Source organism: Priestia sp. FSL W8-0524, assembly GCF_038005965.1.
GTDB lineage: Bacteria > Bacillota > Bacilli > Bacillales > Bacillaceae_H > Priestia > Priestia zanthoxyli.
In genome coordinates, this window is sequence record NZ_JBBOUG010000001.1 from 1,519,709 (window position 1) to 1,544,947 (window position 25,239).

At 36.2% G+C, this 25,239-nt stretch carries 26 protein-coding genes; 22 read left to right on the forward strand and 4 right to left on the reverse strand.

All coding sequences use genetic code 11. From position 1 onward, the window contains the following. The first annotated feature begins 107 nt into the window (after window positions 1-107). From NST66_RS07625 to NST66_RS07645, 5 genes are all read left to right on the forward strand, one after another. Complete coding sequence (locus tag NST66_RS07625; RefSeq protein WP_049166355.1) at window positions 108-392, forward strand: hypothetical protein; 285 nt, start codon at window positions 108-110, stop codon at window positions 390-392. 16 nt (window positions 393-408) lie between these two features. Further along, window positions 409-933 carry a DUF2695 domain-containing protein gene (locus NST66_RS07630; protein ID WP_340843236.1) on the forward strand — a complete coding sequence of 175 codons (525 nt, stop codon included), beginning with the start codon at window positions 409-411 and terminating at the stop codon, window positions 931-933. A 69-nt stretch (window positions 934-1,002) separates the two neighbouring features. Further along, window positions 1,003-1,281 carry a hypothetical protein gene (locus tag NST66_RS07635; RefSeq protein WP_033578673.1) on the forward strand — a complete coding sequence of 93 codons (279 nt, stop codon included), beginning with the start codon at window positions 1,003-1,005 and terminating at the stop codon, window positions 1,279-1,281. A gap of 51 nt (window positions 1,282-1,332) precedes the next feature. Then, complete coding sequence (locus tag NST66_RS07640) at window positions 1,333-1,749, forward strand: WapI family immunity protein (protein ID WP_420812519.1); 417 nt, start codon at window positions 1,333-1,335, stop codon at window positions 1,747-1,749. A gap of 310 nt (window positions 1,750-2,059) precedes the next feature. Then, a complete protein-coding gene (locus NST66_RS07645) occupies window positions 2,060-2,485 on the forward strand; it encodes a hypothetical protein (RefSeq protein WP_033578676.1) in 426 nt (141 codons plus the stop codon). 895 nt (window positions 2,486-3,380) lie between these two features. On the opposite strand, the gene NST66_RS07650 is transcribed toward NST66_RS07645, so the two are convergent. The 3 genes from NST66_RS07650 to NST66_RS07660 all read right to left on the reverse strand — a co-directional run bounded on the left by NST66_RS07650 (window position 3,381) and on the right by NST66_RS07660 (window position 5,055). Then, window positions 3,381-3,737, reverse strand: a complete 357-nt coding sequence (locus tag NST66_RS07650) for a DUF4181 domain-containing protein (protein WP_048021439.1) — start codon at window positions 3,735-3,737, stop codon at window positions 3,381-3,383. 353 nt (window positions 3,738-4,090) lie between these two features. Continuing rightward, entirely contained in the window at window positions 4,091-4,336 is a 246-nt protein-coding gene (locus tag NST66_RS07655) for a hypothetical protein (RefSeq protein ID WP_228123044.1), read from the reverse strand. A gap of 29 nt (window positions 4,337-4,365) precedes the next feature. Further along, window positions 4,366-5,055: a hypothetical protein gene (locus tag NST66_RS07660; protein ID WP_154991458.1), complete on the reverse strand. Its 690-nt coding sequence runs from the start codon at window positions 5,053-5,055 to the stop codon at window positions 4,366-4,368. A 1,089-nt stretch (window positions 5,056-6,144) separates the two neighbouring features. Between NST66_RS07660 and ltrA the strand changes: the two genes are divergently transcribed. The 8 genes from ltrA (at window position 6,145) to ppsA (ending at window position 15,291) form a co-directional block, all read left to right on the forward strand. Continuing rightward, window positions 6,145-8,106 carry a group II intron reverse transcriptase/maturase gene (gene ltrA, locus NST66_RS07665; protein WP_325077362.1) on the forward strand — a complete coding sequence of 654 codons (1,962 nt, stop codon included), beginning with the start codon at window positions 6,145-6,147 and terminating at the stop codon, window positions 8,104-8,106. 118 nt (window positions 8,107-8,224) lie between these two features. Then, complete coding sequence (locus NST66_RS07670) at window positions 8,225-9,475, forward strand: Y-family DNA polymerase (RefSeq protein WP_340843237.1); 1,251 nt, start codon at window positions 8,225-8,227, stop codon at window positions 9,473-9,475. Between the two features lie 14 nt (window positions 9,476-9,489). Continuing rightward, window positions 9,490-9,822, forward strand: a complete 333-nt coding sequence (locus NST66_RS07675; RefSeq protein WP_098112796.1) for a YolD-like family protein — start codon at window positions 9,490-9,492, stop codon at window positions 9,820-9,822. Between the two features lie 120 nt (window positions 9,823-9,942). Then, a complete protein-coding gene (locus NST66_RS07680; RefSeq protein ID WP_154991456.1) occupies window positions 9,943-10,458 on the forward strand; it encodes an SMI1/KNR4 family protein in 516 nt (171 codons plus the stop codon). Window positions 10,459-10,471: 13 nt separating this feature from the next. Continuing rightward, window positions 10,472-10,849, forward strand: a complete 378-nt coding sequence (locus tag NST66_RS07685; protein WP_154991455.1) for an SMI1/KNR4 family protein — start codon at window positions 10,472-10,474, stop codon at window positions 10,847-10,849. 289 nt (window positions 10,850-11,138) lie between these two features. Continuing rightward, the gene (locus NST66_RS07690; protein ID WP_063247207.1) at window positions 11,139-11,582 is read left to right on the forward strand and encodes a hypothetical protein; all 444 of its coding nucleotides are present in this window, start codon (window positions 11,139-11,141) and stop codon (window positions 11,580-11,582) included. 349 nt (window positions 11,583-11,931) lie between these two features. After that, window positions 11,932-12,315 (forward strand): hypothetical protein, encoded by a 384-nt coding sequence (locus NST66_RS07695; RefSeq protein WP_033578688.1) that lies wholly within the window; start codon window positions 11,932-11,934, stop codon window positions 12,313-12,315. A 369-nt stretch (window positions 12,316-12,684) separates the two neighbouring features. Continuing rightward, window positions 12,685-15,291, forward strand: coding sequence for a phosphoenolpyruvate synthase (gene ppsA / locus NST66_RS07700; protein ID WP_154991454.1), 2,607 nt, complete (start codon window positions 12,685-12,687; stop codon window positions 15,289-15,291). A gap of 140 nt (window positions 15,292-15,431) precedes the next feature. On the opposite strand, the gene NST66_RS07705 is transcribed toward ppsA, so the two are convergent. Continuing rightward, window positions 15,432-16,178, reverse strand: coding sequence for a gamma-glutamyl-gamma-aminobutyrate hydrolase family protein (locus NST66_RS07705; protein WP_154991453.1), 747 nt, complete (start codon window positions 16,176-16,178; stop codon window positions 15,432-15,434). Window positions 16,179-16,469: 291 nt separating this feature from the next. On the opposite strand from NST66_RS07705, the gene NST66_RS07710 reads away from it, so the two are divergent. The 9 genes from NST66_RS07710 (at window position 16,470) to NST66_RS07750 (ending at window position 24,896) form a co-directional block, all read left to right on the forward strand. Next, on the forward strand, window positions 16,470-18,008 hold the full coding sequence (locus tag NST66_RS07710) for an ABC transporter substrate-binding protein (RefSeq protein ID WP_154991452.1): 1,539 nt from the start codon (window positions 16,470-16,472) through the stop codon (window positions 18,006-18,008). Between the two features lie 59 nt (window positions 18,009-18,067). Continuing rightward, window positions 18,068-19,021, forward strand: a complete 954-nt coding sequence (locus tag NST66_RS07715; protein WP_340843238.1) for an ABC transporter permease — start codon at window positions 18,068-18,070, stop codon at window positions 19,019-19,021. Between the two features lie 9 nt (window positions 19,022-19,030). Next, window positions 19,031-19,939: an ABC transporter permease gene (locus tag NST66_RS07720; RefSeq protein ID WP_033578691.1), complete on the forward strand. Its 909-nt coding sequence runs from the start codon at window positions 19,031-19,033 to the stop codon at window positions 19,937-19,939. After that, complete coding sequence (locus tag NST66_RS07725; RefSeq protein WP_028413752.1) at window positions 19,936-20,934, forward strand: ABC transporter ATP-binding protein; 999 nt, start codon at window positions 19,936-19,938, stop codon at window positions 20,932-20,934. Before NST66_RS07720 ends, NST66_RS07725 begins: the two co-directional genes overlap by 4 nt. Further along, complete coding sequence (locus tag NST66_RS07730; protein WP_047751176.1) at window positions 20,927-21,916, forward strand: ABC transporter ATP-binding protein; 990 nt, start codon at window positions 20,927-20,929, stop codon at window positions 21,914-21,916. Before NST66_RS07725 ends, NST66_RS07730 begins: the two co-directional genes overlap by 8 nt. Window positions 21,917-22,146: 230 nt before the next feature. After that, window positions 22,147-23,172 carry a hypothetical protein gene (locus NST66_RS07735; protein ID WP_251440597.1) on the forward strand — a complete coding sequence of 342 codons (1,026 nt, stop codon included), beginning with the start codon at window positions 22,147-22,149 and terminating at the stop codon, window positions 23,170-23,172. Between the two features lie 294 nt (window positions 23,173-23,466). Beyond that, window positions 23,467-23,949, forward strand: coding sequence for a Cys-tRNA(Pro) deacylase (ybaK, locus tag NST66_RS07740; protein ID WP_340843760.1), 483 nt, complete (start codon window positions 23,467-23,469; stop codon window positions 23,947-23,949). 164 nt (window positions 23,950-24,113) lie between these two features. After that, window positions 24,114-24,398 (forward strand): DUF5316 family protein, encoded by a 285-nt coding sequence (locus NST66_RS07745; RefSeq protein ID WP_028413748.1) that lies wholly within the window; start codon window positions 24,114-24,116, stop codon window positions 24,396-24,398. A gap of 87 nt (window positions 24,399-24,485) precedes the next feature. Then, window positions 24,486-24,896 (forward strand): GNAT family N-acetyltransferase, encoded by a 411-nt coding sequence (locus tag NST66_RS07750; RefSeq protein ID WP_340843239.1) that lies wholly within the window; start codon window positions 24,486-24,488, stop codon window positions 24,894-24,896. Window positions 24,897-25,239 lie beyond the last annotated feature (343 nt).

The window sequence follows — 25,239 nt, forward strand, 5'->3', positions numbered from 1 at the left end:
ATTATGATTCTTTCCCTACGGAACCGACTCCTTTTCATATTATTTTTCAATGTGGTGATGTACATAAGGAAATATTTCAAAAAAGGCTTGTTGATGCAGGAATAGAGCTGGTAAATACCTTTCAACTAGAAAAACAGGATAAAGCATTACAGAATTTCCAAAGAGCACATCAATTTTGTAAGAATAATAAGGAGAATTTAGTCCAAGATCAAATATGCGGCTGTTTTTACTGTTTGAAAATGTTTCATCCGATGAAAATTGAAGAATGGATAGACACTGACGATGATACTGCTATCTGTCCTTACTGCGGGATTGATTCTGTAATAGGTTACAGCTCTGGATTGCCCATTACCCAAGAATTCTTAAGAGGAATGAAGGCATATTGGTTTTAAACAAGGGGGTACGTAGATGGATAATTTACTGGATTTACGGATTGAATTAATCACAGGACAAAAATTAGCTATGCAAGGGTCTTATCAAAGAAGAGCTCCCTCAAAAAAGGCCATTCCTCATCTTTTAGTAGCAAGAAAAGGTTTAAAGGATTATGTTAACCAATACCCTACTAATGCTTTAGCTTGGCAATTGCTATCGGAGGCTGAAGAATATCTATTAAATTATAACGAGGCCTTAACGGCACTTCAGAATGCCCTATCTCTTGGCGAAAAAGATAAAAAGTTACTAAAAAGATTAGCTATGCTAACAGAATACGGAAACCAATGGAAAGAGCTTGGAATAACATCAGAGCAATTAAAATCGTTAGAAATATATCTACAAGAAAAATTAGAATCGTATGGTTGTAATCATACGTTAATTTATACCAGAGAGTGGTTGGATATAAACGTGTTAAGAAACGAAAAGTCTAAGTTAGTAAAGGCCTTACAAAATCATGGTGGTTTTTGTGATTGTGAAGTTCTTATGAATGTGATCGATTAGGTTAAAGTACTACTGAAAGTCTTTATTTTACTAACTTTAATAAATATCTATTTTGAAAAGGTGAAACGAATGTTTGAAAGTCAGCCAACAAACAAAGATTTGATAAATAAGCTAGAAGATGTTCTCAAAGGAGACGTATCTAGAGAGCAATTTAATATGTGGGCCTACAAATGGGTTCAAAATCTAGATAATAGAAGTAATCTTTCCTTAAATGAGAATCAATTACATGAATACTTTATTTTCTTATTAGGCATCGATTTAGAGATGGAACCCGATATATATTTCTACGACAATAGACAAATTCAAGAATGGATTGAGAAAATAAAACATGGTATTCAATTATCTTAATAAAGATATAAGTACTATCGTTGAGAAAAGAGATGCAAGAATCAAATTAAAATTGAAGGTAAACAGGGCTTTATTCAAATTAAGTCAGAAAAGAAATATGGGTTTTCCAATAAAAAAAGTCATTTTGGAGGTTATGATATTGAAGGAACGGTTGAAATAAAGACTGGGAATTACTATGTATTAGGAGAATTGTGGTTCACTACAAACGATATGTATGAATTTTATCAAGCATTAAACAAATGCTATAATACCCTCCAAGGCATAGCCACTTTTATAAACTACGAAACGTCTCTTCAAATAGAATTTGAATTTAATAATCTAGGTCAAGTCGTTATCCAAGGTTATTATAGAGAGAAGCCTTATTTGGAAAACGTACTGCAATTTGAAATAGAAAGTGATCAAAGTTTTATTTTAGCTACGTTAAATGAATTAAAAACATTTTTGAGTCAATATGGGGATATTAGCTGAGATAATTAATGAAAAAAGGAAATCCAAGGTAGGGTAAAGTACCTTGGTGTTTTTATTTCTCAAAACCTCTCCTACATTAACTAAGAGTGTATATACAATAAATTGTTTTAGAAAGATCAATGATAACAAAAATTCAAAATTTCAATAACGTAGCTTTCGATTATCCTATAAAAAGGTACAGTTCGCAAAGGCATAAATCCCCAGAATTACATGCCCTAATATCTTAAAAAAGCTCCTTTGTATATACTGTTGTGAATAAAACGTTATTATGGTATAAATCTACTATAATATAACAAAGTAGGTAATTTACATGTCAAAAAGTAAATGGTTTTTGATTTTATTTGTTCTATTAATTTCTATTACTTTTTTCTTTTTTATACTCAAAGAAGATGGAGAAATCAAAAGAGATAATATAGAAATAGGATATAAAACAAATGATGAATCTCAACACATTATTGATCCACAGAATAAAGTGGATCGAAATAAGGAAATAATCGTCTCTACACATTTTAAAGAAAATTCGGAAAAGGAAAAACAAAATAAAAAGTTTGTACTAAAATTAGCTAATATCAAGGATAAGAGCAATGTTTTAATGGAAGAAATTATTCCTAATGACGAGGCCACTGCGGGTTACGAATTTAAAATTAGTTCAGGAAAACTTTCTGCGGGAAAGTATCAATTTTCTTTGTATAGAGATAATAATTTGAGCGTAGTAAAAGTCTTTACATTCAAATGATAAAGAATACATAGTCCGTAAAGGTATACCTTTACGAACTTTTCTTTTTCGTAAGAAATCTATCATCTTTATCGTTTGCTTAAGTTATAAAAACAATTACGAACGTCTTCTGGAATCCATGCACTTTTACGAACATTTTTAGTAATAAAAAAGGATTCATACCGGTTAATCGATATGAATCCTTTTGAAACATAGTTATATACCAATAGGTATTTCTTATAATAAAATTAATCCACCTATTATAAGAACAGCACCAAGCATAATACGGAACCCAGAAGACGACACTGGATCAGTAACTATATCGGATGCTACTGCTAAAACAACTAAAGTTTTTTTAGTCTTTCCTTTTGTGTTTTTATCTTTTACGATGATTAAAATTCCCGAGATTAATAGATACAAACCAACTAGTAAAACTAATATAGGTATAAAAATTATTTCCACCTGCTCTTATGTATTATAGTGTATTTATTTTCTATGCTTTTTATAACGTACATAGCTCTTTGTGTATGTATAAATAAACCATTAGAAAACATTCAATATTGCTCCAATAATAATTGCTATTAAAAAATATATCAGGAGACTAAATGATATTAAATATTCCCTAGTTTCTCTGTTATATCTTCACTCCATAAAGATTCGGAAACTTAAATAACATAAACAGAAAATAATTAACATGACCCACATAGGAAGCTGTTCAAAAGCAATAAAGAGTATAATAAAAACAATATAAAAACTTTTTTCTACCCATTTATGCCACTTGTTTACATGATTTTTTCAGTGTCGTGGTCATCTTTAACATTTAATTTTATAGCAAGATACTTTGTAATAAGAGATGCTACTAACAATAATAGTAAGAGGTATAAAAATGTTTTTAGCAATAATATTCAACTCCTATTTAAAATACATTTAACAAAGTACCAACTCCTATAGAAGCTAAATAAAAGAAGAAGAAGATAACGGCTAAAAGGTGTTCCTTTGTTTCTCTTGCAAATTTCCATTCCATAAATATATTAAATCCCTGATAAACAATACAAAAAGCAGCTAAAATAATCCACATAGGAACTTGATTATAATAGCTTAGGGAAAATAAAAATATTATGTATAGTACAACTTCTATTCTTGAGTGCCACCTGTTTACTTTTTTTCTATAAATATCTGGATCGGTTTCTAAGTGCATCTTTTTTCTTAAGTATTTTTCGACATAATGAGCGATATAAAACGCTACTATAATAAAAATCAAAAATTTGTACATAAATACCTCCTAATATCCAATAATATCATTTTTTTCTATTTTAATTAAATTAATCCACTTGTTGTGGAATTAATCATATGATTTAAGGCAGGTTTTATTGAACAGTAAGAAGAGGCTTCACTTGTGAATGAAAACATAGTAGCAATTGAAAGTTATAAAATTGCGTTTTATAAAGATTTAAAATATATGTTACTGAGGAAGATGATGTAATGACGAAATAACTATGTAAAGAAAAGATGGAAAGTTAAAGAGCCCTTGTATACCAAGAGCTCATATTTTTGTATGGTTCCGATAATTAAACTTATGTGAACTAGAATATAATAAGAGGCCGGGACAAAGCCCAGCCTCTTAGATTATCTATATAAATTTTCTACAGGTTTACCTAAATTGTTTATATCCTGAGTAATATTTAAAATGATTAAATAATGATCTTGGCTTTTTCGTTTACCAAGAAAAACAACTTGGTGAACTTCAACTAAATCATTTTCATATTCTTTGTTAGTTTCACACATTTCATACAAAGTGCTACCAAACTCAGTATTATCCCAATTAGCTATATCAAGCTCTATAAAAACTTGGCTTTTTTTTACGTTAATCATTTGTTGTCTACCCCTTATCTATAGCACAATTAGAATGCTAGTGGAAATTGCGTACTCTTTGCAGAGTTGCTTTTATTTATTATAACTCTATGATCTCTTGTCGAAGTATCTGAGGTACTAATATTAGAATCAAAACGTTTAGCGTAAAAAACTTGAGTATTTCCTTTTTTATCAGTTTGTGACCATTTATTATCGTAATTATTCATAGTTTCTTCTCTTAATTTTTTGACATCAACATTGCGACCATATTGAGTATCATTAGGTGTAGATTTTTTCTTTGGATTATACTTATGCCTATCATATGCGTGCTCATTGATAAAGCTTGATTTGTTCATTCCACCATTTAATTTATATGGAACAGTGTTATTCTTTCCCTTTTTAGGTTTACCTCTTCTTTTTAAAGCTTCAAAAGTACTTGTCGAAGCATCAGATACAACAGCCGTAATAGCCCCACTTGTGTTTGTAGTCACTTGTAAATTGATATCGTAACTAACTCCATCTTCAAAAAAAGCAGTATATGTAACTTTGTTGATTGCATCGTTCTCTAAAATCCCTGCATTTTTAAGTTCATCTAATCCATATACTTCAATTTTTTCTTCCAAAACTAACTTCTGAAATTCATCATCGTTCCATTCATCTGCGTAAGATATACTGCTAAACGAAAATAGACCTAAAATCATTAATAAAAAGGCTTTAACTAAAATTCGATTCTTTACCACTTGATTTTCTCCCCTTTTTCATATTTTGTCAACAATGAGAAATTATACTATACAAAAACAGAAAATGTAACAAAAATATACATAAAAATAATAATTTGTTATTTTTATAGTTATATAGACCTTTCTGTAAGTTGATTAAAAAGAGATATATCATATTGCAGTAACAATAATCGGGAAAAATTTAGAATTTCCATTGAATAAAGAACGTTTGTTCGTATATAATAGAGAACAAACGTTCTTTATCTAAGGAGTTCTTTCAATGGATTATGCCCAGCTACCAAACAGAGTCATTATATGCATCGATATGAAGGCATTTTTCGGTGCGAGACGTTAATTTCAAAAGTTAGGCTAATAACCTAACGGGGAGAGATTGATCTCAATGGATTCTAAATTTAGATTACAAGAGGTATAACTTTTTCAGTGACAGAAGGAATGATTGGGTAACGCCTTGAAACTTCTGCGGTAATATGCCCTAACCTCAAGTCGCAGCAACGGCTTGGGCAACCATAGCTGGGTGACATATGCATGAAAGTAACCCGAAGTGCCTTTCTATAGGTAACCGAAAGCCAAAGGGAATAATAAACCCGATGGAACTGGACGAGTAATGTATGCCGTCGATTATATAAGGTGAGAATGTGACAAACCACTGACGAACTCGCGAATGTACGCTTCGATAACTTTACGGCTTAGAAATGAGTCGGGTCTGAAAAGATGACTTGGTTTAAGGAAACAAAGGTAATCGAAAATGCCCTAATTCTTACACTGTTATAGGCAGTGGAGCAAACCACGGAGTAGAGTGAGCACCTAAGTACAATCATTGATAACTGAAAAGGAACGTCGGAAGCTACCAACGTATAGTGTGAAATAGAACTAGGCAGGCATGTCGAGTTAGTTGGGGAAATTCCGTAAGGATATAACCCTCTTTAATGGTAGATGAAAGTAGTGGCACGACCAATGAAGGTTATGTAATAGAACTGGAGGAACAGCCACAAGGCAATAACTAAGGTTAAAATATGATTTCACTAAATCCTAGCGTGGATTCTGGTAGGACTAAAAAGGTCACTGAATTTTAAAGGACGGTGACAAACCATGAATAAACACTCAGTGGGAAAAAGGCTCAAAGACAAGAATATTCGAAACTCAGAATACTACAGTATGACAGAGACCTTCGATAACTTGTATCAAAGGGCAAAGAACAAAGAAAACTTTCGACAACTAATGAAAATAATCGTTTCTGAGAAAAATATCCTACTAGCCTATCGAAATATTAAGCGAAATAAAGGAAGTAGAACACCATCAGTCGATAAAATCACCATTAAAACTGTCGAAAAAATGTCCCAAGAAAGTTTTGTTAAGTCTGTTAAAAGGCGATTTAGAAATTACACACCAGGTAAAGTTAGGCGAAAGGAAATCCCAAAACTAAACGGGAAAACCAGACCTCTTGGCATACCCTCTTTTTGGGATAGAGTTATCCAACAATGTATCTTGCAAGTTCTGGAACCGATATGTGAAGCACACTTTTGCCCTAGGAGCTATGGATTCAGACCTAATCGGTCTGCCGAACAAGCTATTGCAGATTCAGTTAGAAAGATTAATCGGCAAGATTTAACTTTCGTTATAGATGTTGATATTAAAGGATTCTTCGATGAAGTAAACCACGTAAAGCTAATGCGACAATTATGGACATTGGGAATACGAGATAAACAACTGTTAGTAATTATACGAAAGATACTCAAAGCCCCAATCATAATGACTGATGGTTCAACTGTATATCCTACAAAAGGAACACCGCAAGGTGGAATTTTAAGTCCACTACTTGCCAATATCAATCTGAATGAATTTGATTGGTGGATAAGCCGACAGTGGGAAACGTTCGTGGTAAAAGAGGTGACGCCCAAGCTAACAAAGCAAGGAGCTCAAAACCGTTCACACGAGAATGTCGAACTTAAAAAAACCAGACTAAAACCAATGTACATAGTGAGATATGCAGATGACTTCAAAATATTTACGAATATAAGAAGCAACGCCGAAAAGATTTACAAAGCGTGTAAAAGATGGCTCGAGGAAAGATTGAAACTTCCTATCTCTGAAGAAAAGTCCAAAGTGACGAACCTAAAAAAGGAAAGAAGCGAATTTCTTGGCTTTACCTTAAAGGCGACCAAGAAAGGTAAGCGCCTTTCCACGGGAAAAACCAAATACGTGGCAGAGACGCATGTATCACCAAAAGCTATCAAAATTCAAATAGCTAAATTAACAGACCAAATCAAAAAGTTACAAAAATCAGCAAGCCATCAAGAGATAATTAGGAATATTGGAAAGTACAACAGTATGGTGATTGGAGCGCACAACTACTATTGTATTGCCACCCATGTAAGTCGAGATTTCCATTGGCCAGGAAGAAACTTAACTAGGAAAATGTACAATCGTCTTCCGAGAGGTAGCAAAGCAGACACCTTCGGTTTCTCAAGGGTAGGTAAATATGTTGGTAAAGATAAAGGAATTATTCCCTATCTCGGATCAAAAACCATAAGGTTTTACATGAAAAAACCAATTCTTCCTTTTGCGTATGTTCTGCATAAGAATCCTATGAGTAAACGTATAGCTATTAATAAATACACATCAGAAGGACGCAAACTAATCCATAAAGGACTGGAAAACGTGACCGAAGCAGAATTAAGGTGGCTAAGGGAACATCCAGTAATTAATGACAGAGCAACAATTGAGTTCAATGATAATCGAATCTCCCTATTCGTTGCACAAAATGGAAGGTGTGGAGTTATGAATGAAAAACTTGAACTGACGGACATACATTGTCATCACAAACGATTATGGAGCGAAACGCAGGACGACAATTACGCAAATCTTATTCTCGTAAAATCAGAAATTCACAAGCTGATACATCTAACTAATGAACCTCTGGCAAAAAAGCTAGTGGACAAACTAAAAATGACAGATAAACAAATAGAGAAATTAAATAAACTGCGATTTCTTGTGGGAAACAATTTAATCTGTACTAACAAAACTTTCTATGAACAACTAACTTTGTTCTAATAAACTAAACCAATGAAATGTTTATGACTTAGTAGAAATCAAACTTAGGAATTGCTGGAGCGCCGTGTGAGGTGAAAGTCTCACGCACGGTGTGGAACGGGGGAAAGCCCAAAAGAGAATGGAATCATACCAGATTTTACACTTAGTAGGCTACCTATCGTTATCTTCAGTTTCTTCTGTCATACGGGGATTGAATCCGCTAAAAACAAAGCTTGCGGTAGTAGGAGATATCAAACGGTCTGGATCGGTTGTGTTAGCTGCCACACCCTTACTAAAGAAAGAAGGAATCAAAACGGGAAGCCGTCTTTTCGATATTCCTAAAAGAAAAGATATCCATGTCGTGAATCCATCTATGGAGAGGTATATCAAGGCTTCGAACTATATTTCTAGTTTGGTGTTACAGTATGTGGCTCCTGAAGACTTTCATGCGTACAGCATTGATGAGTTGTTTATTGATGCGACAACTTCTTTGCATTTATTCGCTAAAACACCAGAAGAATTAGCCTATAAAATCATCAACGAGATTTATCAAAAAACAAGGCTGACAGCTACTGCCGGAATCGGTCCCAATCTCTTACTGGCAAAAGTGAGCTTAGATCATGAGGCCAAGAATAGCCCAACAGGAGTTGCTTATTGGCGGTATGAGGATATTCCCTTTAAGCTGTGGTCCATTCATCCGATGAAGGATTTCTGGGGAATCTCGTCTGCTACGGAAAGACGCTTACAACGGTTAGGCATTCACACCATCAAAGAACTCGCTCTTTCTTCAAAGGAGATGTTACAAAAAGAATTTGGCATTCTGGGTGAAGAGTTGTATCAACATGCGAATGGGATTGATTACAGTCGCATTTCTGATGTGTACATTCCTAGCTCTCGTTCATTTGGAAAAAGTCAGATTCTATTCCATGATTATACAAACCGAAAAGAAGTGGAGTTATTGCTGTTAGAGCTATTGGACGATGTATGTTTTCGTTTACGCATGCATCAAGTAGTGGCTCAGACTGTTCATTTATCTATTGGTTACAGCAAACAAACAGGTGGAGGCTTCTCAAGACAAAAGAAAATGGGGAGAGCTTCGAATTTAAGCCAAGATATCTTTCCGTATTGTTTAACCATCTTACATACACATGATAGCGGAATGCCGATTCGTTCCATTGGGATTTCCTTGTCGAACACACGCATTCAAGAAGAAGAACAAATGAGCTTATTTGAGGATATTGATCAGCGGGAAAGAGCCTATGCACTTGCAAAAACGATCGATGACATTCGTCTTCGTTATGGAAAGAATAGCGTTCTACGGGCCTCAAGCTATCTCGATCATTCAACGGCTCGTTATCGAAACGGCCTTCTAGGAGGTCATAAAGCATAAAGGAGGAAGCTGCTATGCAGAACAGAGGAATGAAAAAATGGCGACCGTTCGCCACTATGCCAGAGCAATACAAAGGATTACAGGAAATTATAAAAAAACAAGCAGAAATACCACAACCTTTTTTAACAGAAGATCAAATGGAACAGATTAATTTCACTTTGATTGAAGCGCTTCATACACATAAAAAAGTGTACCTGACGTATTACAAGCATGGGCAGTGTATAACAGAAACAGGAGTTATTCAGTTTGTTGATTCTCTAGGAGGATTATTTGTTTTTATAGATGAGGGGGGTAACCAGGCGAATAAAATGAGGTTAAGCGAGCTAATTGATGTTCGTTTCATGTAGTAGAAAGTAATAAAACAGTTTATTTACATAAGATTCCCATACATAATTAGTATAAGCTTAAAAAGTACAGGATCATTTTCATAGATTCATTTAGTAATGTTATATAAGGAGGCCTTTAAAATGAAGCAGGTTTGGCATGAATTTGAACAGTGGTTGAGAATAAATCGGCCAGAAGCAGTAGGAACACTTAACGAAGCAGCTGCTGAATCAGAAATTGCAGCGGTTGAACAAAAGATGGGACTAACCTTCCCCCAAAACCTTAAAGACTGGTTAATGATACATAATGGACAGAGCGATGAGTATATAGGAGTTATTGAAAATTATACTCTATTACCTCTAGAGGAGATTCTGTATACGTGGCAAACCTTAAAAGAGCTTTTAGACGGAGGAGAATTTGAAGATTTTCCAGAAGTAGAACCTGTTGGACCAGTGAAAAAAGAATTGTGGTGGAACCCGCGTTGGATTTCGATTGCCACGAATGGGGGAGGAGATGATATTTGTATAGACTTGGATCCGGCTGAAGGAGGAAAAGTCGGCCAAATTATCACCTTTTGGCACGATTGGGAACAGCGCGAAGTAATAGCAGATAGCTTAGAAGAATGGGTAATGGCCACGATAAATCATACAGATCATTAAAGGGGAGAAGCAAATGATAAAGCCGGATATAGAGAAAATCTATAAAATTCTTAAAGCACTTCCAGGTACGTCGGTGAAAGTAGAATTTGAAGATGAAGTGGGAGAAATTCTTTCTACTCCTTATTATATCTATCTTAAAAGCGAGTTTTTAGATGGACAATTAGGCTATAGAGAAGATCTAGAAGCCAATTCCCTTATAGGGAATCAAGAAGGAGATTGGCAAGAAAGCTGGTTTGTCATAGGGTATGATGAAGAAATCGGCGGTGACCCGCTTTTTATTGATATAGCGAATGAAGATTATCCAGTTTTTACAGCTGAACATGGTATGGGTGAATGGGACGCTTTAGAAATGTATGATTCTCTAGAAGAGTTTGTAGAAAATGTTACTTAATTATGGCTTCGTTAAAAGATTTTGATAAGAGTACGGTCAGAAGAGGACAGATAGTAGTTTAATATCTACCTAGCTGTCCTCTTTTTTAGCATCTATTAAACTTAGAAAGAATGTAGAGAGAGGAAGAGACTAATGGTAGGAATTGATTTCAGAAGATAAAAGTGAAGAATTATTAGATGCTTTTGCTAATTCGTTATAATTTATCTTTCTAATCAGCTTATAAATTAAGCTAAAGAATTCTGCAGCTGAAGGTAACTTCTAAATAGCCTAAGTATGGGAAGTGAAGACTATGTATCAAACTATAAAGATTAATAATTGGATTTTAGAAATTGATGTTGAAGAAACAAAAAAACAGTATTTGAAGAAGTGGGATTTGTGCGATTGTCTATATTGTCTAAACTTCTATGAAGCTATGAAGTCAAGATCAGAGATAGAGCTTCAGCTTTTTTACCAACTAGGTATTAATCCTTCTCAATGTAATCACTTATCACATTTTGATCCTCAAGAAAATGGGCTACACTTCTATATTGGCTGTTATCATCTTGTAGGTAAGGTATCTCTTCAAACGCCTCTTGAAATTATAAATTCAGATGATGCAATCCAAATAAGTAATAATTTACATATTGGCTTTTCTAAAAATTTGGAATTTGTCCCTGGTGGATTTGCCAGACCCGTACTTCAACTGAATTTTGAGATAGAAGTCCCTTGGGTACTTGCTGAAGAACCGAGTTAACGTGCTTTTATATTTTAACTACCGCTTTAAAGTATGTTTTGAAAATGCTAAAGCAGGGATAGAAAAAAAGCTACAGTCAAGAGTAAAAGAGGTAGTATACAAAGACGCACTATTCTTTAGTAAACAAAGAATAGTTGAATAAACACATGTGCTGCTTAAATAAATATGCTGTAAAAAAGCACTCACAAGAGTGCTTTTTACTTTGCCTTAAGAAATGATTTTACAAACAATCATGATACATATGGGTATTTCTACACTCGCTGTGCACAAAAAACTGGAAAAAATTCTCTTCGTTCATTTATAATAATAGAGAACTATGTCGAATCCTAAATATTGGAGAGATTGCTATATGAGAAGAATACTTCCTTTTATAATTTTTACCATTTATTGCATTCCATATGTTTATCTATCTATACGAAAAGATTTTGAAGATGATTCAAAAATAAACTATATAATCATGGCCATGGTTACAGTCGTACTATCTTATCTAAGCGGGCTGATTAGAGCAGATTTGTCACTTATTTTAGGAAATATCGTTTCTTTTAGTACTTCATATTTTTATAACGCGTTAAGACTTCCTGATCCAAAATGGGAAAAATACTTTTCGCCTGTTACTTCGGTTGAGCAAATCGTACTCATAAGCCTTGCGGCGCTTGTACTGCAGATGATTGTTTATACAGTTGCTAGAAAGCGAGCGAAGAGATACATTCGTAACGCTATGGTTTCAAAATAGCAAAAAAGAGAGTTAGTCATTTGATGGGCCAGACTCTTCAGATGACTAGCTGAAAGAAGGGGTAAAAAGAAATTCATTCTGTATGAGAAGATAAAGCGATTAAAAACATTGAAAAAAATTCTCTTGCAGTCAAACGAGGAGGGAAGAATAGAAGCGTTATTAGGCATATACTTACCTGCTTTAAACAGGATACGAATCAATTAGGTAAGCTATTTATTACAACTTTTAAATATGTAACCGCAAACAAAAAGGTATGTATTTCTCTTCCTACTTTAATTATACCACATAAAAAAATGCCGATATAGACTGTTTATTCTCATTTACTGCTGGTAAAATCAATAAAACATTACCGGTTAGGAGAGATGTTGAATGAACTCTTTAGTTCTTAGCTTTCAAGAAATAAAAGATACACAGCTTTCACTTGTTGGAGGAAAAGCTTTAAATTTAGGCGCGTTATCAAAAATTCAAGGAATACAAGTACCGGAAGGATTTTGTGTGACAGCGGCCGGGTATCAAAAAGCTCTTGAACAAAATGAAACATTTCAAGCGTTACTGAACCAGCTGACGATGCTAAATGCTGATGATCGAGATCAAATTGGTGAAATCAGCGAAAAAATTCGCCAAACCATTATGGAAATAAAAATTCCTTCTGACGTTGTAAAAGCAGTTATTCATTCTCTCTCTCAGTTTGGGGAAGAGCATGCTTATGCAGTTCGTTCAAGTGCGACAGCTGAAGATCTGCCACATGCTTCTTTTGCTGGTCAGCATGACACTTATTTAAATATCAGAGGCAAAGAAGCCATCCTTGAGCACATTAGCAAATGCTGGGCTTCCCTGTTTACAAATCGCGCGGTAACCTACCGGATAAAAAATGGATTTGACCATAGTCAAGTGCACGCATCGGTTATTGTTCAACGAATGGTTTTCCCGCAGGCTTCAGGTATTTTATTTACCGCTGACCCAATTACTTCTAACCGAAAGCTGTTATCCATTGATGCAGGATTCGGACTTGGAGAAGCGCTGGTGTCTGGTTTGGTATCTGCCGATTGCTATAAAGTACAAGAAGGAGAAATCGTTGATAAAAAAATAGCAGCTAAAAAGTTAGCTATCTATGGATTAAAAGAAGGCGGAACAGAAGCGAAGGAAGTTCCTTCTGGTGTGCAAAAAACGCAAGCGCTCACTGACTCTCAAATTTTACAATTAGAACGCGTTGGAAGACAGCTTGAAGCTTATTTTGATTGTCCTCAAGATATCGAGTGGTGCTTGGCTGATGATACATTTTATATTGTCCAAAGTCGTCCAATCACTACTTTATATCCAATTCCAGAAGCAGCTGATCAAGAAAATCACGTGTATGTATCTGTTGGACACCAACAAATGATGACCGATGCCATGAAACCACTGGGATTGTCTTTTTTTCTGTTAACGACTAATGCACCGATGCGTACAGCCGGTGGAAGGTTGTTTGTTGATGTCACCCCTATGCTGGCTTCACCTGACAGCAGAAAAATGATGTTAGGTGCCATGGGACAACATGATCCGCTCATGAAAGACGCACTTACAAGCATAATAGAGCGAGGAGATTTCATAAAATCTTTATCTAATGATCAAAGTTCCGGTAAAAGCAATAAAAGCGTGCCGCCTACGAAACCTAAGGTACAAATCGAAAACGACTTTACGATCGTTTTTGACTTGATCAAGAAGAATCAAGCTTCAATAGAAGAGCTAAAACAAACCATCCAAACGAAGTCAGAGTCGGAATTAGTCGATTTCATTTCAGAAGATATCGGGACATTAAAGAAGATTTTATTTGATCCACAAAGTACAGCTGTGTTTATGGCCGCTATGGATGCTTCATCATGGATCAATGAAAAAATGGAGACGTGGCTAGGTGAAAAAAACGCAGCAGATACGCTTTCTCAATCTGTCCCAAACAATATTACTTCAGAAATGGGTCTTGCGCTATTGGATGTCGCAGATGTAATTCGTCCTTATCCAGAAGTCATCCATTATTTACAACATGTAAAAGATGATAACTTTTTGGATGAAGTAGTTAAGTTTAAAGGTGGGCAGGAAACCAAAGACGCTATCTATGATTATCTCAGCAAATACGGAATGCGATGTCCTGGAGAAATCGATATTACGAAAACTCGCTGGAGCGAAAAGCCAGCTGCACTTATCCCGGTGATTCTTGGTAATATTAAAAACTTTGAGGCTAATGCCAGCAAGAAAAAATTTGAAAAAGGTTTGCAGGAAGCCTTAAAAAAAGAGAAAGAGCTATTAAGTAGATTAAAGCAATTGCCCAATGGCGAACAAAAAGCAAAAGAAACAAAAGAAAGAATTAATCTCCTCCGGAATTTTATCGGTTATCGTGAATATCCCAAATACGGGATGATTAACCGTTATTTTGTTTATAAGCAGGCTCTGCTGAAAGAAGCCGAGCAGCTTTTAAAAGCCGGCGTTATTGATGAATCAGAAGATATATACTATTTGACGTTTGAAGAACTTCACGAAGTCTTGCGCACACATAAACTGGATTACCAAATCATCAGCAAGCGAAAAGAAGAGTACAAATTATATGAAAAGCTAACGCCTCCGCGTGTGATCACGTCTCAAGGTGAAATTATTACAGGTGCGTACAAACGAGAAAACCTCCCGCCCCAAGCAATTGTAGGTTTACCGGTTTCTTCCGGAGTGATAGAAGGGCGCGCGCGCGTCATTTTAAACATGGAAAAAGCTAATCTATCAGATGGAGATATATTAGTCACTTCCTTTACCGACCCTAGCTGGACCCCGTTATTCGTAGGGATAAAGGGGCTTGTTACGGAAGTTGGGGGACTGATGACTCACGGCGCAGTCATTGCCCGCGAATACGGATTGCCAGCGGTTGTCGGAGTAGAGAATGCTACTCGGCTAATAAAAGACGGTCAGCGAATTCGCGTACATGGAACAGAAGGGTATATTGAAATACTGTAAAAGCCAAAAATACTTGCACTATTTTATCTAATTAATAGATGAAGATTTGTCTAGATTTCTTTGCGCATCTTCAGTTCATACAAAAAGGCAGGCCACAATGGTCTGCCTTTTTTATATTGGTAGCAAAGTAGATTGAAACGTCAAATGCTGACTTTTTTCGTAGCTGTCTGCTGCACATGCTCCATAAACAGTTTAAACAAGTTCAGCATTGAAATATGTTCTTTTGCCATCATTTCTGGATGCCACTGGACGCCGACTACAAATTGATTTCCTTGTTTTTCAATGGCTTCAATGACTCCGTCTTTTGCCCATGCGGAAACTTCAAAGCCTGGCGCTACGTCTTTAATCGCTTGATGGTGAAATGAATTAATAAGAGCTTGATTACCGTAAAGGTCATGTAGGCGTGTTCCGTCTTTAATCATGATGGAATGAGAAGGGTCGCTTGTATTGTTGTATTGATCATGTTTGATAAATGACTCTTTAATGTCTGACATGTCTTGATAAAGCGTGCCGCCGTAAGCAACGTTTAAAATTTGTAAACCGCGGCAAATCGCTAATACCGGTTTTCCTTGATCAATCACATGCTTTAACAATAGCTGTTCAGACTGATCTCGTGCTAAAAAAGGTGAACCTGTTTTTGTTGTCGGTTCTTCACCGTATAAAAGGGGATTGACGTCTTGTCCACCTGATAAAATCAACCCGTCTATACTTTCTGCCTGCGCTTTAATCATTTCTTCATCTTCTAGTACTGGCAAGATAAAAGGAACTCCGCCGCTGAGCGCTGTTGATTCGATATAGTCGTTATTCACATACGCTCGCTTATAGCCTGGAAAGCGTCCTCCTTGATCCACAATAATGCTTCCTGATATACCAATTAAAAATCCCACTGTTGTTTTCTCCTTTTTTGTTAAATTACCATTTCTTAAGATGTTTTTTCTTTTTTACTGCGTTGATAAAGTGTTTTCAATCGCTTGCTTTATAAGAAATAAATGGTTCTTTTATTCAACTATTATACATATATACCATATTTATTTAATAGAAAATGGTATAATAGCCTCTGTGTGTCAAAAATACTAATTGCCAAAGGTAGAAGGTAGTGCTACAATTGTTCACATTCCTACTATTCTTCTTATTATAGTCGGATTAAAATTTTATACAAGGAAATAGGAGTGATTTTAGTGAAAAGGACTTATTTACTTTTCATCTCTCTTTTAATCATTGTCCTCATGGTAGCAGGGTGCAGTGGTAACGCAAGTAAAAATACTTCAAGTGAAAAAGAAGGAAAAGAAGGCGGAACGCTAAACGTCGCGTCTCAAAGTGAGCCAGCAACGCTAGATGCTCAAATCACTGGGGACTCAGATGTAAAAGATGCAACGCGCAGTATCTATGAAGGGTTAATGATTTTAGACGACAAAGGAAATCCTAAGCCTGACTTAGCGTCTAAAGTAGATATTAGCGATGATAAAAAAACATACACGTTCCAATTAAGAAAAGGGGTTAAATTCCATAACGGTAAAGAAATGACTGCAGATGACGTTGTCGCTTCTATTAACCGCTGGATTAAGCTATCATCCCTTGGGAAAACAAACTTCTCTGGTGCTGAAATGACAAAAGCCGGTGATTATACGGTAGAGCTTCATTTACCATCACCAAATGTTAACACGCTATCTTTATTAGCTGATCCAATCCCCGCAGCAGCTATTTTACCAAAAGAAGTCGTTGACAATGCATCTGATGAAGGGATCAAAGACTACATAGGAACAGGTCCATATAAAGTAAAAGAGTGGAAGAAAAATCAATATCTTTTATTAGAAAAATTTAAAGATTATTCTTCGAAAGGCCGCGAAGTTAAGAAAACTCCTCACGTTGATGAAATTAAGATTAGTTTCGTAAGCGATGAGTCAACTAGGATTTCTGGTATTACAACCGGACAATTTGACGTTGCGCTATCTGTATCAAGCGATAATGCCAAACAAGTTGAAGGCAGTCAAAATGCAAAAGTAGAAACATCACCAGGCGGATTTATGGGACTTTTCTACAACGCAGATAAAGGCGTCTTTAAAGACATCAATGCGCGAAAAGCAGTTAACGCAGCTCTTAACTCAAAAGATATCTTAGACAGTTCTTACGGAAGCTCAGATTATTACAAGCTTTCTTCATCCATTGTGAACAAAGAGTATCCAAACTACTACAGTACAGCTGGAAAAGAAGAATATAACCAGCATGATAAGAAAAAAGCAAAAGAATATTTGAAGAAATCTGGTTATAACGGAGAAGAAATTCGCTTAATGGCGTCTCGTGATTACCAAGATCAATACAATACAGCTGTTGTGGTTCAACAAGAATTAAAAGACATTGGTATGAATGTAAAATTAGAAGTATACGACTGGGCGACATTCAGCGATAAAATGAGTGATACAAACCAATGGGACATCTATCCTGTTGACTGGAATGCTCGTTCTACCATCTTCCAAGGATTCTGGACGACAAAAGGTACATCAGTTGAAAAATCAATGGACTACTTAAACAAAATTAAAGCTGCTCCTTCTGTTAAAGAAGCTCGCGGTGACATTGATGCCATCCAGCAATACGTATGGGACGAGCTTCCGTTCACACTTATTGGTCATAAAGTGAACATCAATGCCGTTTCTAACAATTCAAAAGGCTATGAGTATAATTTAGGTCCAATTTTCTACAATATGAGTTTAACAAAATAATATCTTATTATTCTAGTAAACAGAGGGCTTATGCTCTCTGTTTTAGAAAGGAGTTTACGATGGGAGCTTATACACTTAAGAGACTTTTTGCACTAATTCCTGTTTTATTCATTGTATCTATTGTTGTGTTCTTAATTACACGCATAACGCCTGGGAGTCCCGCAGCAATTATTTTAGGACAAGGCGCAAGTCCGGAGCAAATTGCAGCGCTAAGCAAAGAAATGGGATTGGATGAGCCTGTTGTCAATCAATACTTTATCTGGCTATCTAACATCTTTCACGGAGATTTTGGTTATTCCTACTTTTTAAATAAACCTGTGCTCGGGGCAATTTGGGATAACGTAGGTCCTACGGTTTCTCTAGCTATACTTGCGCAAATTTTTGGCGTGGTGTTTGCTTTACTATTTGGTATATATGCAGCTAAACATAAAGGAACGATTCGTGATGAAAGCATTATGGGAGCCAGCCTTTTAGGTATCTCTATTCCTAGCTTTCTTCTCGGTTCATTCCTTATTTTGCTTTTTGCTGTACAGCTTCGAATTTTCCCTGTTTCAGGATACGTTCCGTTAAATGCCGGATTATTTGAATACTTAAAGTATTTAGTTTTACCAACGATTACGCTTGGAGCGATTCAAGCTGCATTAATTACGCGTATGACGCGTTCATCTTTACTCGATACCATTTCTGAAAACTTTGTTAAAACGGCAAAAGCAAAAGGATTAAATGAACGCACAATTATGCTTAAGCATACGCTGCGCGTGAGTTTTTTACCGATTTTAACAGTTATCGGAGAATCATTTGCGGGACTTGTGACCGGAGCGGCAGTAACAGAATCATTATTTAACATCCCGGGATTAGGTCAGCTGATTGTTTCATCAATTGAACGCCGAGATTACGCGCTTATTCAAGGAGCTGTACTTTTAATTACGGTTGCTTACGTGGTCATCAATTTAGTTGTTGATTTGCTGTATGCCGTAATCGATCCGCGTGTACGCAATTCTTATCATGATTAAAGGAGGGTGATGAACGTGAATGCACAACAAAATACAGAGACCATTTCAGTACCTGCAAAGAAAAAAAGAAACCCAGCGGCAGCGCGTTTCTTCTCAAATCGTTTGCTAGTAAGAGGAGCGATCCTTATTTTATTATCTATTTTGATTGCTGTTTTTGCTCCGCTCATTTCTCCTTTTGGCAGCTTACAAATCGACCCTGCAAATCGATTAGCACCGCCGTCAGGCACGCACTGGTTTGGAACGGATAACTTTGGACGAGATGTATTTAGTCGGACAATGTACGGCGTCAGAATATCGTTAATGATTGGAGCCGCAGTAACGATTATTGCTACTGTACTGGGTTTAATTGTTGGACTTTTATCTTCTTATTATAAAATTCTTGATTATATTTTAATGAGAATTTGTGACGGCTTGTTTGCTTTCCCGTCTATTTTACTAGCAATTGCCATCATGTCTGCTTTAGGACCTAAAACAAGCAATGTTATTATCGCACTGAGCCTTGTATTTATTCCTTCGATTGCGAGAATTGTTCGTTCAGCTGCGCTTGTTGTAAAAGAAAAAACGTTTATTGAAGCGCTAAAAGCTCAAGGAGCAAGCTCACTTCGAATCATTTGTTTTCATATGGCGCCAAACGTCTTATCGCCTTTAATCGTTCAAGTAACATACGTATTTGCCGTGACGATTTTAACAGAGGCTTCTCTAAGCTTTTTAGGAGCCGGAATTCCTGCGCCAACACCAAGCTTAGGGAATATGCTGTATGACGGAAAGCTTGCGATTTACAACGCGTGGTGGATGACCGTGTTTCCGGGTGTATTTATCATTTTAATTGTACTTGGCCTTAATTTATTTGGTGACGGTCTGCGCGATTGGTTAAATCCGAAAAACGTAATGCTGAAGAAAAGGAGGAAAAAACGTTGAGTAACGCCCTTTTAAAATTAGAAGACTTACAAGTAACTTTTACAACGTATAGCGGAGAAGTAACGGCTGTTGACAATGTATCTCTTCAATTAAATAAAGGAGAAGTATTAGGCATTGTCGGTGAATCCGGATCAGGAAAAAGCGTAACGTCCGAATCTATTCTTCAGTTATTAGATGAAGACCTAACAAGCTACGATGGTAAGATTTTGTTTGAAGGAAAAAACTTATTGGACATGTCTTCAAAGCAAATTCAAAAGCTAAGAGGAAACGAAATCTCAATGATTTTCCAGGATCCCATGTCGTCATTAAATCCCGTTATGCCAATCGGAAAACAAATTGCTGAAGTGATTCGCCTGCATCAAAAAGTCTCCAAAAAAGAAGCGCAAAAGAAAGTCGTAGAGCTTTTGAGACTAACTGGCATTCCGTCTCCAGAACAGCGAGCAAAAGAGTATCCGCATGAAATCTCGGGAGGAATGAGGCAGCGCATTATGATTGCGATGGCTTTAGCCTGTGAGCCGAAGCTTCTTATTGCCGACGAGCCAACAACGGCTTTAGATGTAACCATTCAAGCGCAAATCCTTGACCTTATGATGGATTTAAAAGACAAGCTCAACATGGGCGTGCTGTTCATCACCCATGACTTAGGAGTTGTCGCTAATATTTGTACAAAAGTAGCCGTGATGTATTTAGGACAAGTGATGGAAGAAACGGACGTTAAAACGCTGTTTTCAAAACCGCTTCATCCTTATACAATGGGCTTAATTAAGTCGGTTCCTCATTTAGATGGCGACCGAACAAAAGAGCTTTCGTCCATTCCAGGAACGGTTCCGCCGCTTTCAAACGTGCCAGACGGCTGTCGTTTTGCACCAAGATGCCCGTTTGCAACGGAAAAATGCCATAAAGAAGTACCTGTTTTAGAGCATGCCGATGATACGCATCGCGTTCGATGCTGGCACTATGAAAAAATTCAAGAAGGAGAGGTTGCGTATGTCTAGTGAAGCAAAGCAGCAAAGCGCCAAGCCCTTGCTTGAAGTTCGCAACCTGCAAAAATACTATCCGGTTCGTTCAGCTTTAGGAAAAGCAAAAGGCCAAATTAAAGCGGTTCAAGATTTATCTTTTGATATTTATGAAGGCGAAACGTACGGATTAGTAGGTGAATCTGGCTGCGGAAAAAGTACAGCAGGTCGCACGCTTTTAAAATTAGTAGAACCAACGGGCGGGGAAGCACAGTTTAATGGAGAAAGTATTTTCGAATCTAAAGCATCACGCTTACGGACGATTCGTAAAGATTTGCAAATGATTTTCCAAGATCCGCATACTTCCCTTAACCCAAGGAAAAAAATTGGGGCTTCCATTCAAGAAACATTAACAATTCATAATGTAGGCGCCAAAAGCGAACGAAAGCAGCTTGTCATTGAATTATTAAAAAAGCTTGGGTTTAACGAAGAAGATTACAACCGCTATCCGCACGAATTTTCAGGCGGCCAGCGTCAGCGCATAGGGATTGCGCGTTCGTTGATTTTAAACCCGAAGCTTATCATTTGTGATGAGCCGGTTTCAGCACTGGACGTATCTATTCAAGCACAAATCTTAAACTTGCTGCGCAGTTTGCAAAGAGAAATGAAGCTTTCATATCTCTTTATCTCCCACGATTTAAGCGTTGTAAGACATATTGCAGACCGCGTTGGCGTAATGTATTTAGGAAGATTAGTAGAAGAAGGGCCAACAGATGAGATTTTTTCAAATCCTCGTCATCCTTACACAAAACTTCTTTTATCATCTGTCCCGGCAATTCACGAACATGAAAAGCGTGAAAAAATTGAGGTTAAAGGTGAAATTCCTTCTCCTCTTAATCCACCTTCAGGCTGTGCGTTTCATAAAAGATGCCCGTTCGCATTTGACCGCTGCATGAAAGAAACACCTGAAGATACAGTGATTGATAGCAAGCATAAAGTAAAATGTCATCTATATAGTTAAGGTGAAAATCTGTAGCGATAGAGAAAACAAACATATTGATGCAGCAGCATAATTGAATGAATAGAAATGAAAAAGTCACTAGTACATCTAGTGGCTTTTTTCTTTGAAAACATCGGGTTCCAAGGGTAGTGAAAAGTCATTATTTAGCATATTAGATTCATTTTTATATAAAAAACGAATATTTTAATGATAATATAGTTCTACAAATATACATAAAAAGGGGTTTTTATATGAAAAAGGGATCTTTTGTTTTGGGAATTTCACTACTGTTATGTGTAGGTAGCTTAACCGGGTGTAGTTTTTCAGATGAAAAGGAAGCCGCTACAAGCACTCAAGAAACCAAGGAGAACGCAACAAAGAAAAACGTAGAAGCAAAAGAAGAAAGTAACGAAGCAATCAAGAAAAAAGAGCCTCAAGACAATGCTACAGAAGAGTCGGATAAAAAAACAAATAAAGTCACAGAAAAAGAGAAAGACTCCTCAAAACCAGGGGATAAACAGAAAGAAGATTCTACGCAAGCAGCAGATAAAACTGAATCAGCGCCTAGTCAAGTTGACTGGGGTAGCACGTGGAGCAGAAATATTGATACAGACCCCGCTGGAATAGATATTACTAATTTAAAAGGCGACACGTTTAAGTTCAAATTAAACGCAAATCATTTTGACAACCCAGAAGATGTTAGTACTGGAATTGTGAGTGCAGGGGATGTGGAAGGAACTGCAAAGATTAAAGGAAATGTCGCTACTCAAATAACGGATGATATAGACGGTGGTTGTATGATTACGATGACTAACTATACAAGTTATATAAAAGTTGATTATCAGCCAAGCTGTACCAGTTCTGGTGGAGGAATAGGCGTTTACTATGATGGAAAATATCAAAAAGGAAGTATGTCGGAAACACCTCAGATAAAAGCAAAAAGAACAGATGATGCTGAGGATTCACAACAAAATCCACAAGGTAGCGAAAAATCTGCTGCTGAAGACGCACCAGCCGAGGATACGCAAACATTACTGACTCACGAACAAGCGGAGGAGTTAGTTAGAAAACAACAAGGTTATTCTATTAATGATCCGGTACACATTGTTGTTTATGACCACGATGATGAGGATGGGAATTATGTTATCCACGATCTTGAAGATGTAAAAGACGACCCTAATACACCTTACAGCGAAGCACACGAAGCTACCTATGGATGGTACTCAGTAAATCCTAAGACAGGTGAAATTATTGATTTACTTAATGATGCATATTAAACAAGAAGTTTTGCCTATTGGCTTGTTTTTTGTGTTAAAGAAGGAAGGTCTATGTTGCCTCTAACTATTTAATTACGGCATTTATTCTACAAGTTATTCCTTAGATAAAGCCTTTGTTTTCTTTTAGAAAAGAAATTTTTGTGACATAGGGGCGGGTGATATTAAAAAAAGTTTAGTGCCTTACGACCAATGATTGTATCACGATAAGATAGATGAATGGCCCTTTTTAACCTAACTATCCTAATATATGGAGATATGAAAACAAAACGTGTTATGATGGTATCGGTGATAATTATGGGTAAAAAAGCAGACAAAACGAACGTAATGCGAATTTTAGATCAGAAAAAAATTGAGTACAATTATTATTCTTATGAAACTAAAAATCTGAGTGGAGTACAGGTAGCTACTTCGCTCGGAGAGGATCTTGCTAAAGTCTTCAAGACACTTGTGACCGTTGGAAAATCAAAAGAACATTATGTCTTCATGGTACCGGTTGAAAAGGAGCTTGATTTAAAGAAAGCGGCAAAAGCGGCTGGTGAAAAGTCCTTAGAAATGATTTCTCAAAAAGAGCTGTTGCCTCTGACAGGATATGTTCACGGAGGGTGTTCTCCTATCGGGATGAAAAAGCAGTTCACAACCTTCATTGACTCTACGGCAGAAGACTGTGAAACGATTTACTTTTCAGGCGGGCGTGTAGGTCATCAGATACAGCTACCACTAAGTGACTTATCAAAAGTAATTCGTATACGTCCGGCAGACATCACAAAAGATAGTTAAAATGTAGTTCCCTTGAGCGAAACGCACTTAGACATAAGCGTTTCGCTTTTTTAGTTGGTTTAATTACTGTTGGAATAACAAAAACAAAAGTAAAAAGACAGAAAAAATGATATTATATAGTTAATATATGGAAACTTTATAAAAAGGATAGGAGGAGGACAAAAATGATTAAATCAATTATTGGTGGGTTCATTTTATCTTTTATACTTTTAGTAGCATGTACAATAGCTAACGTAAATTCAGAAACAGTACTTTTCACCGCTTTCATTATATTAGTGGGGCTAGCTCTTATCATATCTGGAGCAGCTGTAAGCGGTGATCGAATGAGAGCTAACCTTTCCACAGAATCAAAAGCAGACAAGAAGTGGAGAATAACAAATTCTATAAACCTTATGTTAGCTGCCGCTCCAGTTCTCGGGGTATTTCTTCTCATTCATTACTTTGTATAGTTTATTCTTCGACATGTAAGAGCAACCCGCAAGGTCCTAAAAAACAAACTAATTATTCATAAGATAATAGCGAAAAGAGGTGCTAGGATGAAAGAAATCACTTCAACTATGGTGAACCCGACAATAAAAAAGCTGTTATCTTATGCAACTTTAGAAGAGAAGGTTGATGGAGAGTATAAAAAATACACGTGTTTGCCAAGTCGGAAATTATATAGTATTGAAGTAAATGGAGACACAGTTAGCTGTATAGGAGTTGAATTTCTTAACGCCAAGGAAGCTGTTATAAAACATATAGCTGTTTTACCAAAAGAGAGAGGGAAAGGAATAGGAAGCAGCATGATTCGCTTTCTTTGTAAGAGCTATGATATACATTCTATTTTTGCTGAGACAGATAAAGAGGCAGTAAACTTTTATTCTAATTTTGGCTTCCAAATAACAAGTTTAGGTGAAAAATATCTCGGAGTGGAGCGCTTTTTGTGTGAATTTAAAGTTAAATGAGATAAATTTTGGATTGCAAGAAAAAGAGAGCAGCAAGATGATCAATAACGAAAGCAAATAAAAGGCACTCACAATATGATATAATACATTTAGCAGCGCCTTATATTTATAGAGCTAAAATTACATACAACTTAACATCAAAGAAGCTAAAGGCCGAGAGTAAAAGAATATTAATTACCGAACAAATATGTTTTGTTTGCGATAACAAAAAGCCTCTAGAAAGAGGCTTTTCTTTATAAAAAAGATTGACAGAATATTTCAATATCATTTTATTTTGGTTCTTGAAATTCCAATACCTTAAGAAATACATAATAATAAAAGACATTTTTCATCTACTTAACTA

Excerpts from the sequence above, each read along its gene's own strand:
- NST66_RS07635 (WP_033578673.1), top strand. The coding sequence starts at position 1,003 with ATGTTTGAAAGTCAGCCAACAAACAAAGATTTGATAAATAAGCTAGAA.
- NST66_RS07650 (WP_048021439.1), bottom strand. The coding sequence starts at position 3,737 with ATGTACAAATTTTTGATTTTTATTATAGTAGCGTTTTATATCGCTCAT.
- NST66_RS07680 (WP_154991456.1), top strand. The coding sequence starts at position 9,943 with ATGAAGCAGGTTTGGCATGAATTTGAACAGTGGTTGAGAATAAATCGG.
- ltrA (WP_325077362.1), top strand. The coding sequence starts at position 6,145 with ATGAATAAACACTCAGTGGGAAAAAGGCTCAAAGACAAGAATATTCGA.
- NST66_RS07655 (WP_228123044.1), bottom strand. The coding sequence starts at position 4,336 with ATGATTAACGTAAAAAAAAGCCAAGTTTTTATAGAGCTTGATATAGCT.
- NST66_RS07750 (WP_340843239.1), top strand. The coding sequence starts at position 24,486 with ATGAAAGAAATCACTTCAACTATGGTGAACCCGACAATAAAAAAGCTG.
- NST66_RS07730 (WP_047751176.1), top strand. The coding sequence starts at position 20,927 with ATGTCTAGTGAAGCAAAGCAGCAAAGCGCCAAGCCCTTGCTTGAAGTT.
- NST66_RS07690 (WP_063247207.1), top strand. The coding sequence starts at position 11,139 with ATGTATCAAACTATAAAGATTAATAATTGGATTTTAGAAATTGATGTT.
- NST66_RS07720 (WP_033578691.1), top strand. The coding sequence starts at position 19,031 with ATGAACGTGAATGCACAACAAAATACAGAGACCATTTCAGTACCTGCA.
- NST66_RS07735 (WP_251440597.1), top strand. The coding sequence starts at position 22,147 with ATGAAAAAGGGATCTTTTGTTTTGGGAATTTCACTACTGTTATGTGTA.
- NST66_RS07630 (WP_340843236.1), top strand. The coding sequence starts at position 409 with ATGGATAATTTACTGGATTTACGGATTGAATTAATCACAGGACAAAAA.
- NST66_RS07685 (WP_154991455.1), top strand. The coding sequence starts at position 10,472 with ATGATAAAGCCGGATATAGAGAAAATCTATAAAATTCTTAAAGCACTT.
- NST66_RS07715 (WP_340843238.1), top strand. The coding sequence starts at position 18,068 with ATGGGAGCTTATACACTTAAGAGACTTTTTGCACTAATTCCTGTTTTA.
- ybaK (WP_340843760.1), top strand. The coding sequence starts at position 23,467 with ATGGGTAAAAAAGCAGACAAAACGAACGTAATGCGAATTTTAGATCAG.
- NST66_RS07645 (WP_033578676.1), top strand. The coding sequence starts at position 2,060 with ATGTCAAAAAGTAAATGGTTTTTGATTTTATTTGTTCTATTAATTTCT.
- NST66_RS07745 (WP_028413748.1), top strand. The coding sequence starts at position 24,114 with ATGATTAAATCAATTATTGGTGGGTTCATTTTATCTTTTATACTTTTA.
- NST66_RS07695 (WP_033578688.1), top strand. The coding sequence starts at position 11,932 with ATGAGAAGAATACTTCCTTTTATAATTTTTACCATTTATTGCATTCCA.
- NST66_RS07675 (WP_098112796.1), top strand. The coding sequence starts at position 9,490 with ATGCAGAACAGAGGAATGAAAAAATGGCGACCGTTCGCCACTATGCCA.
- ppsA (WP_154991454.1), top strand. The coding sequence starts at position 12,685 with ATGAACTCTTTAGTTCTTAGCTTTCAAGAAATAAAAGATACACAGCTT.
- NST66_RS07670 (WP_340843237.1), top strand. The coding sequence starts at position 8,225 with ATGGAATCATACCAGATTTTACACTTAGTAGGCTACCTATCGTTATCT.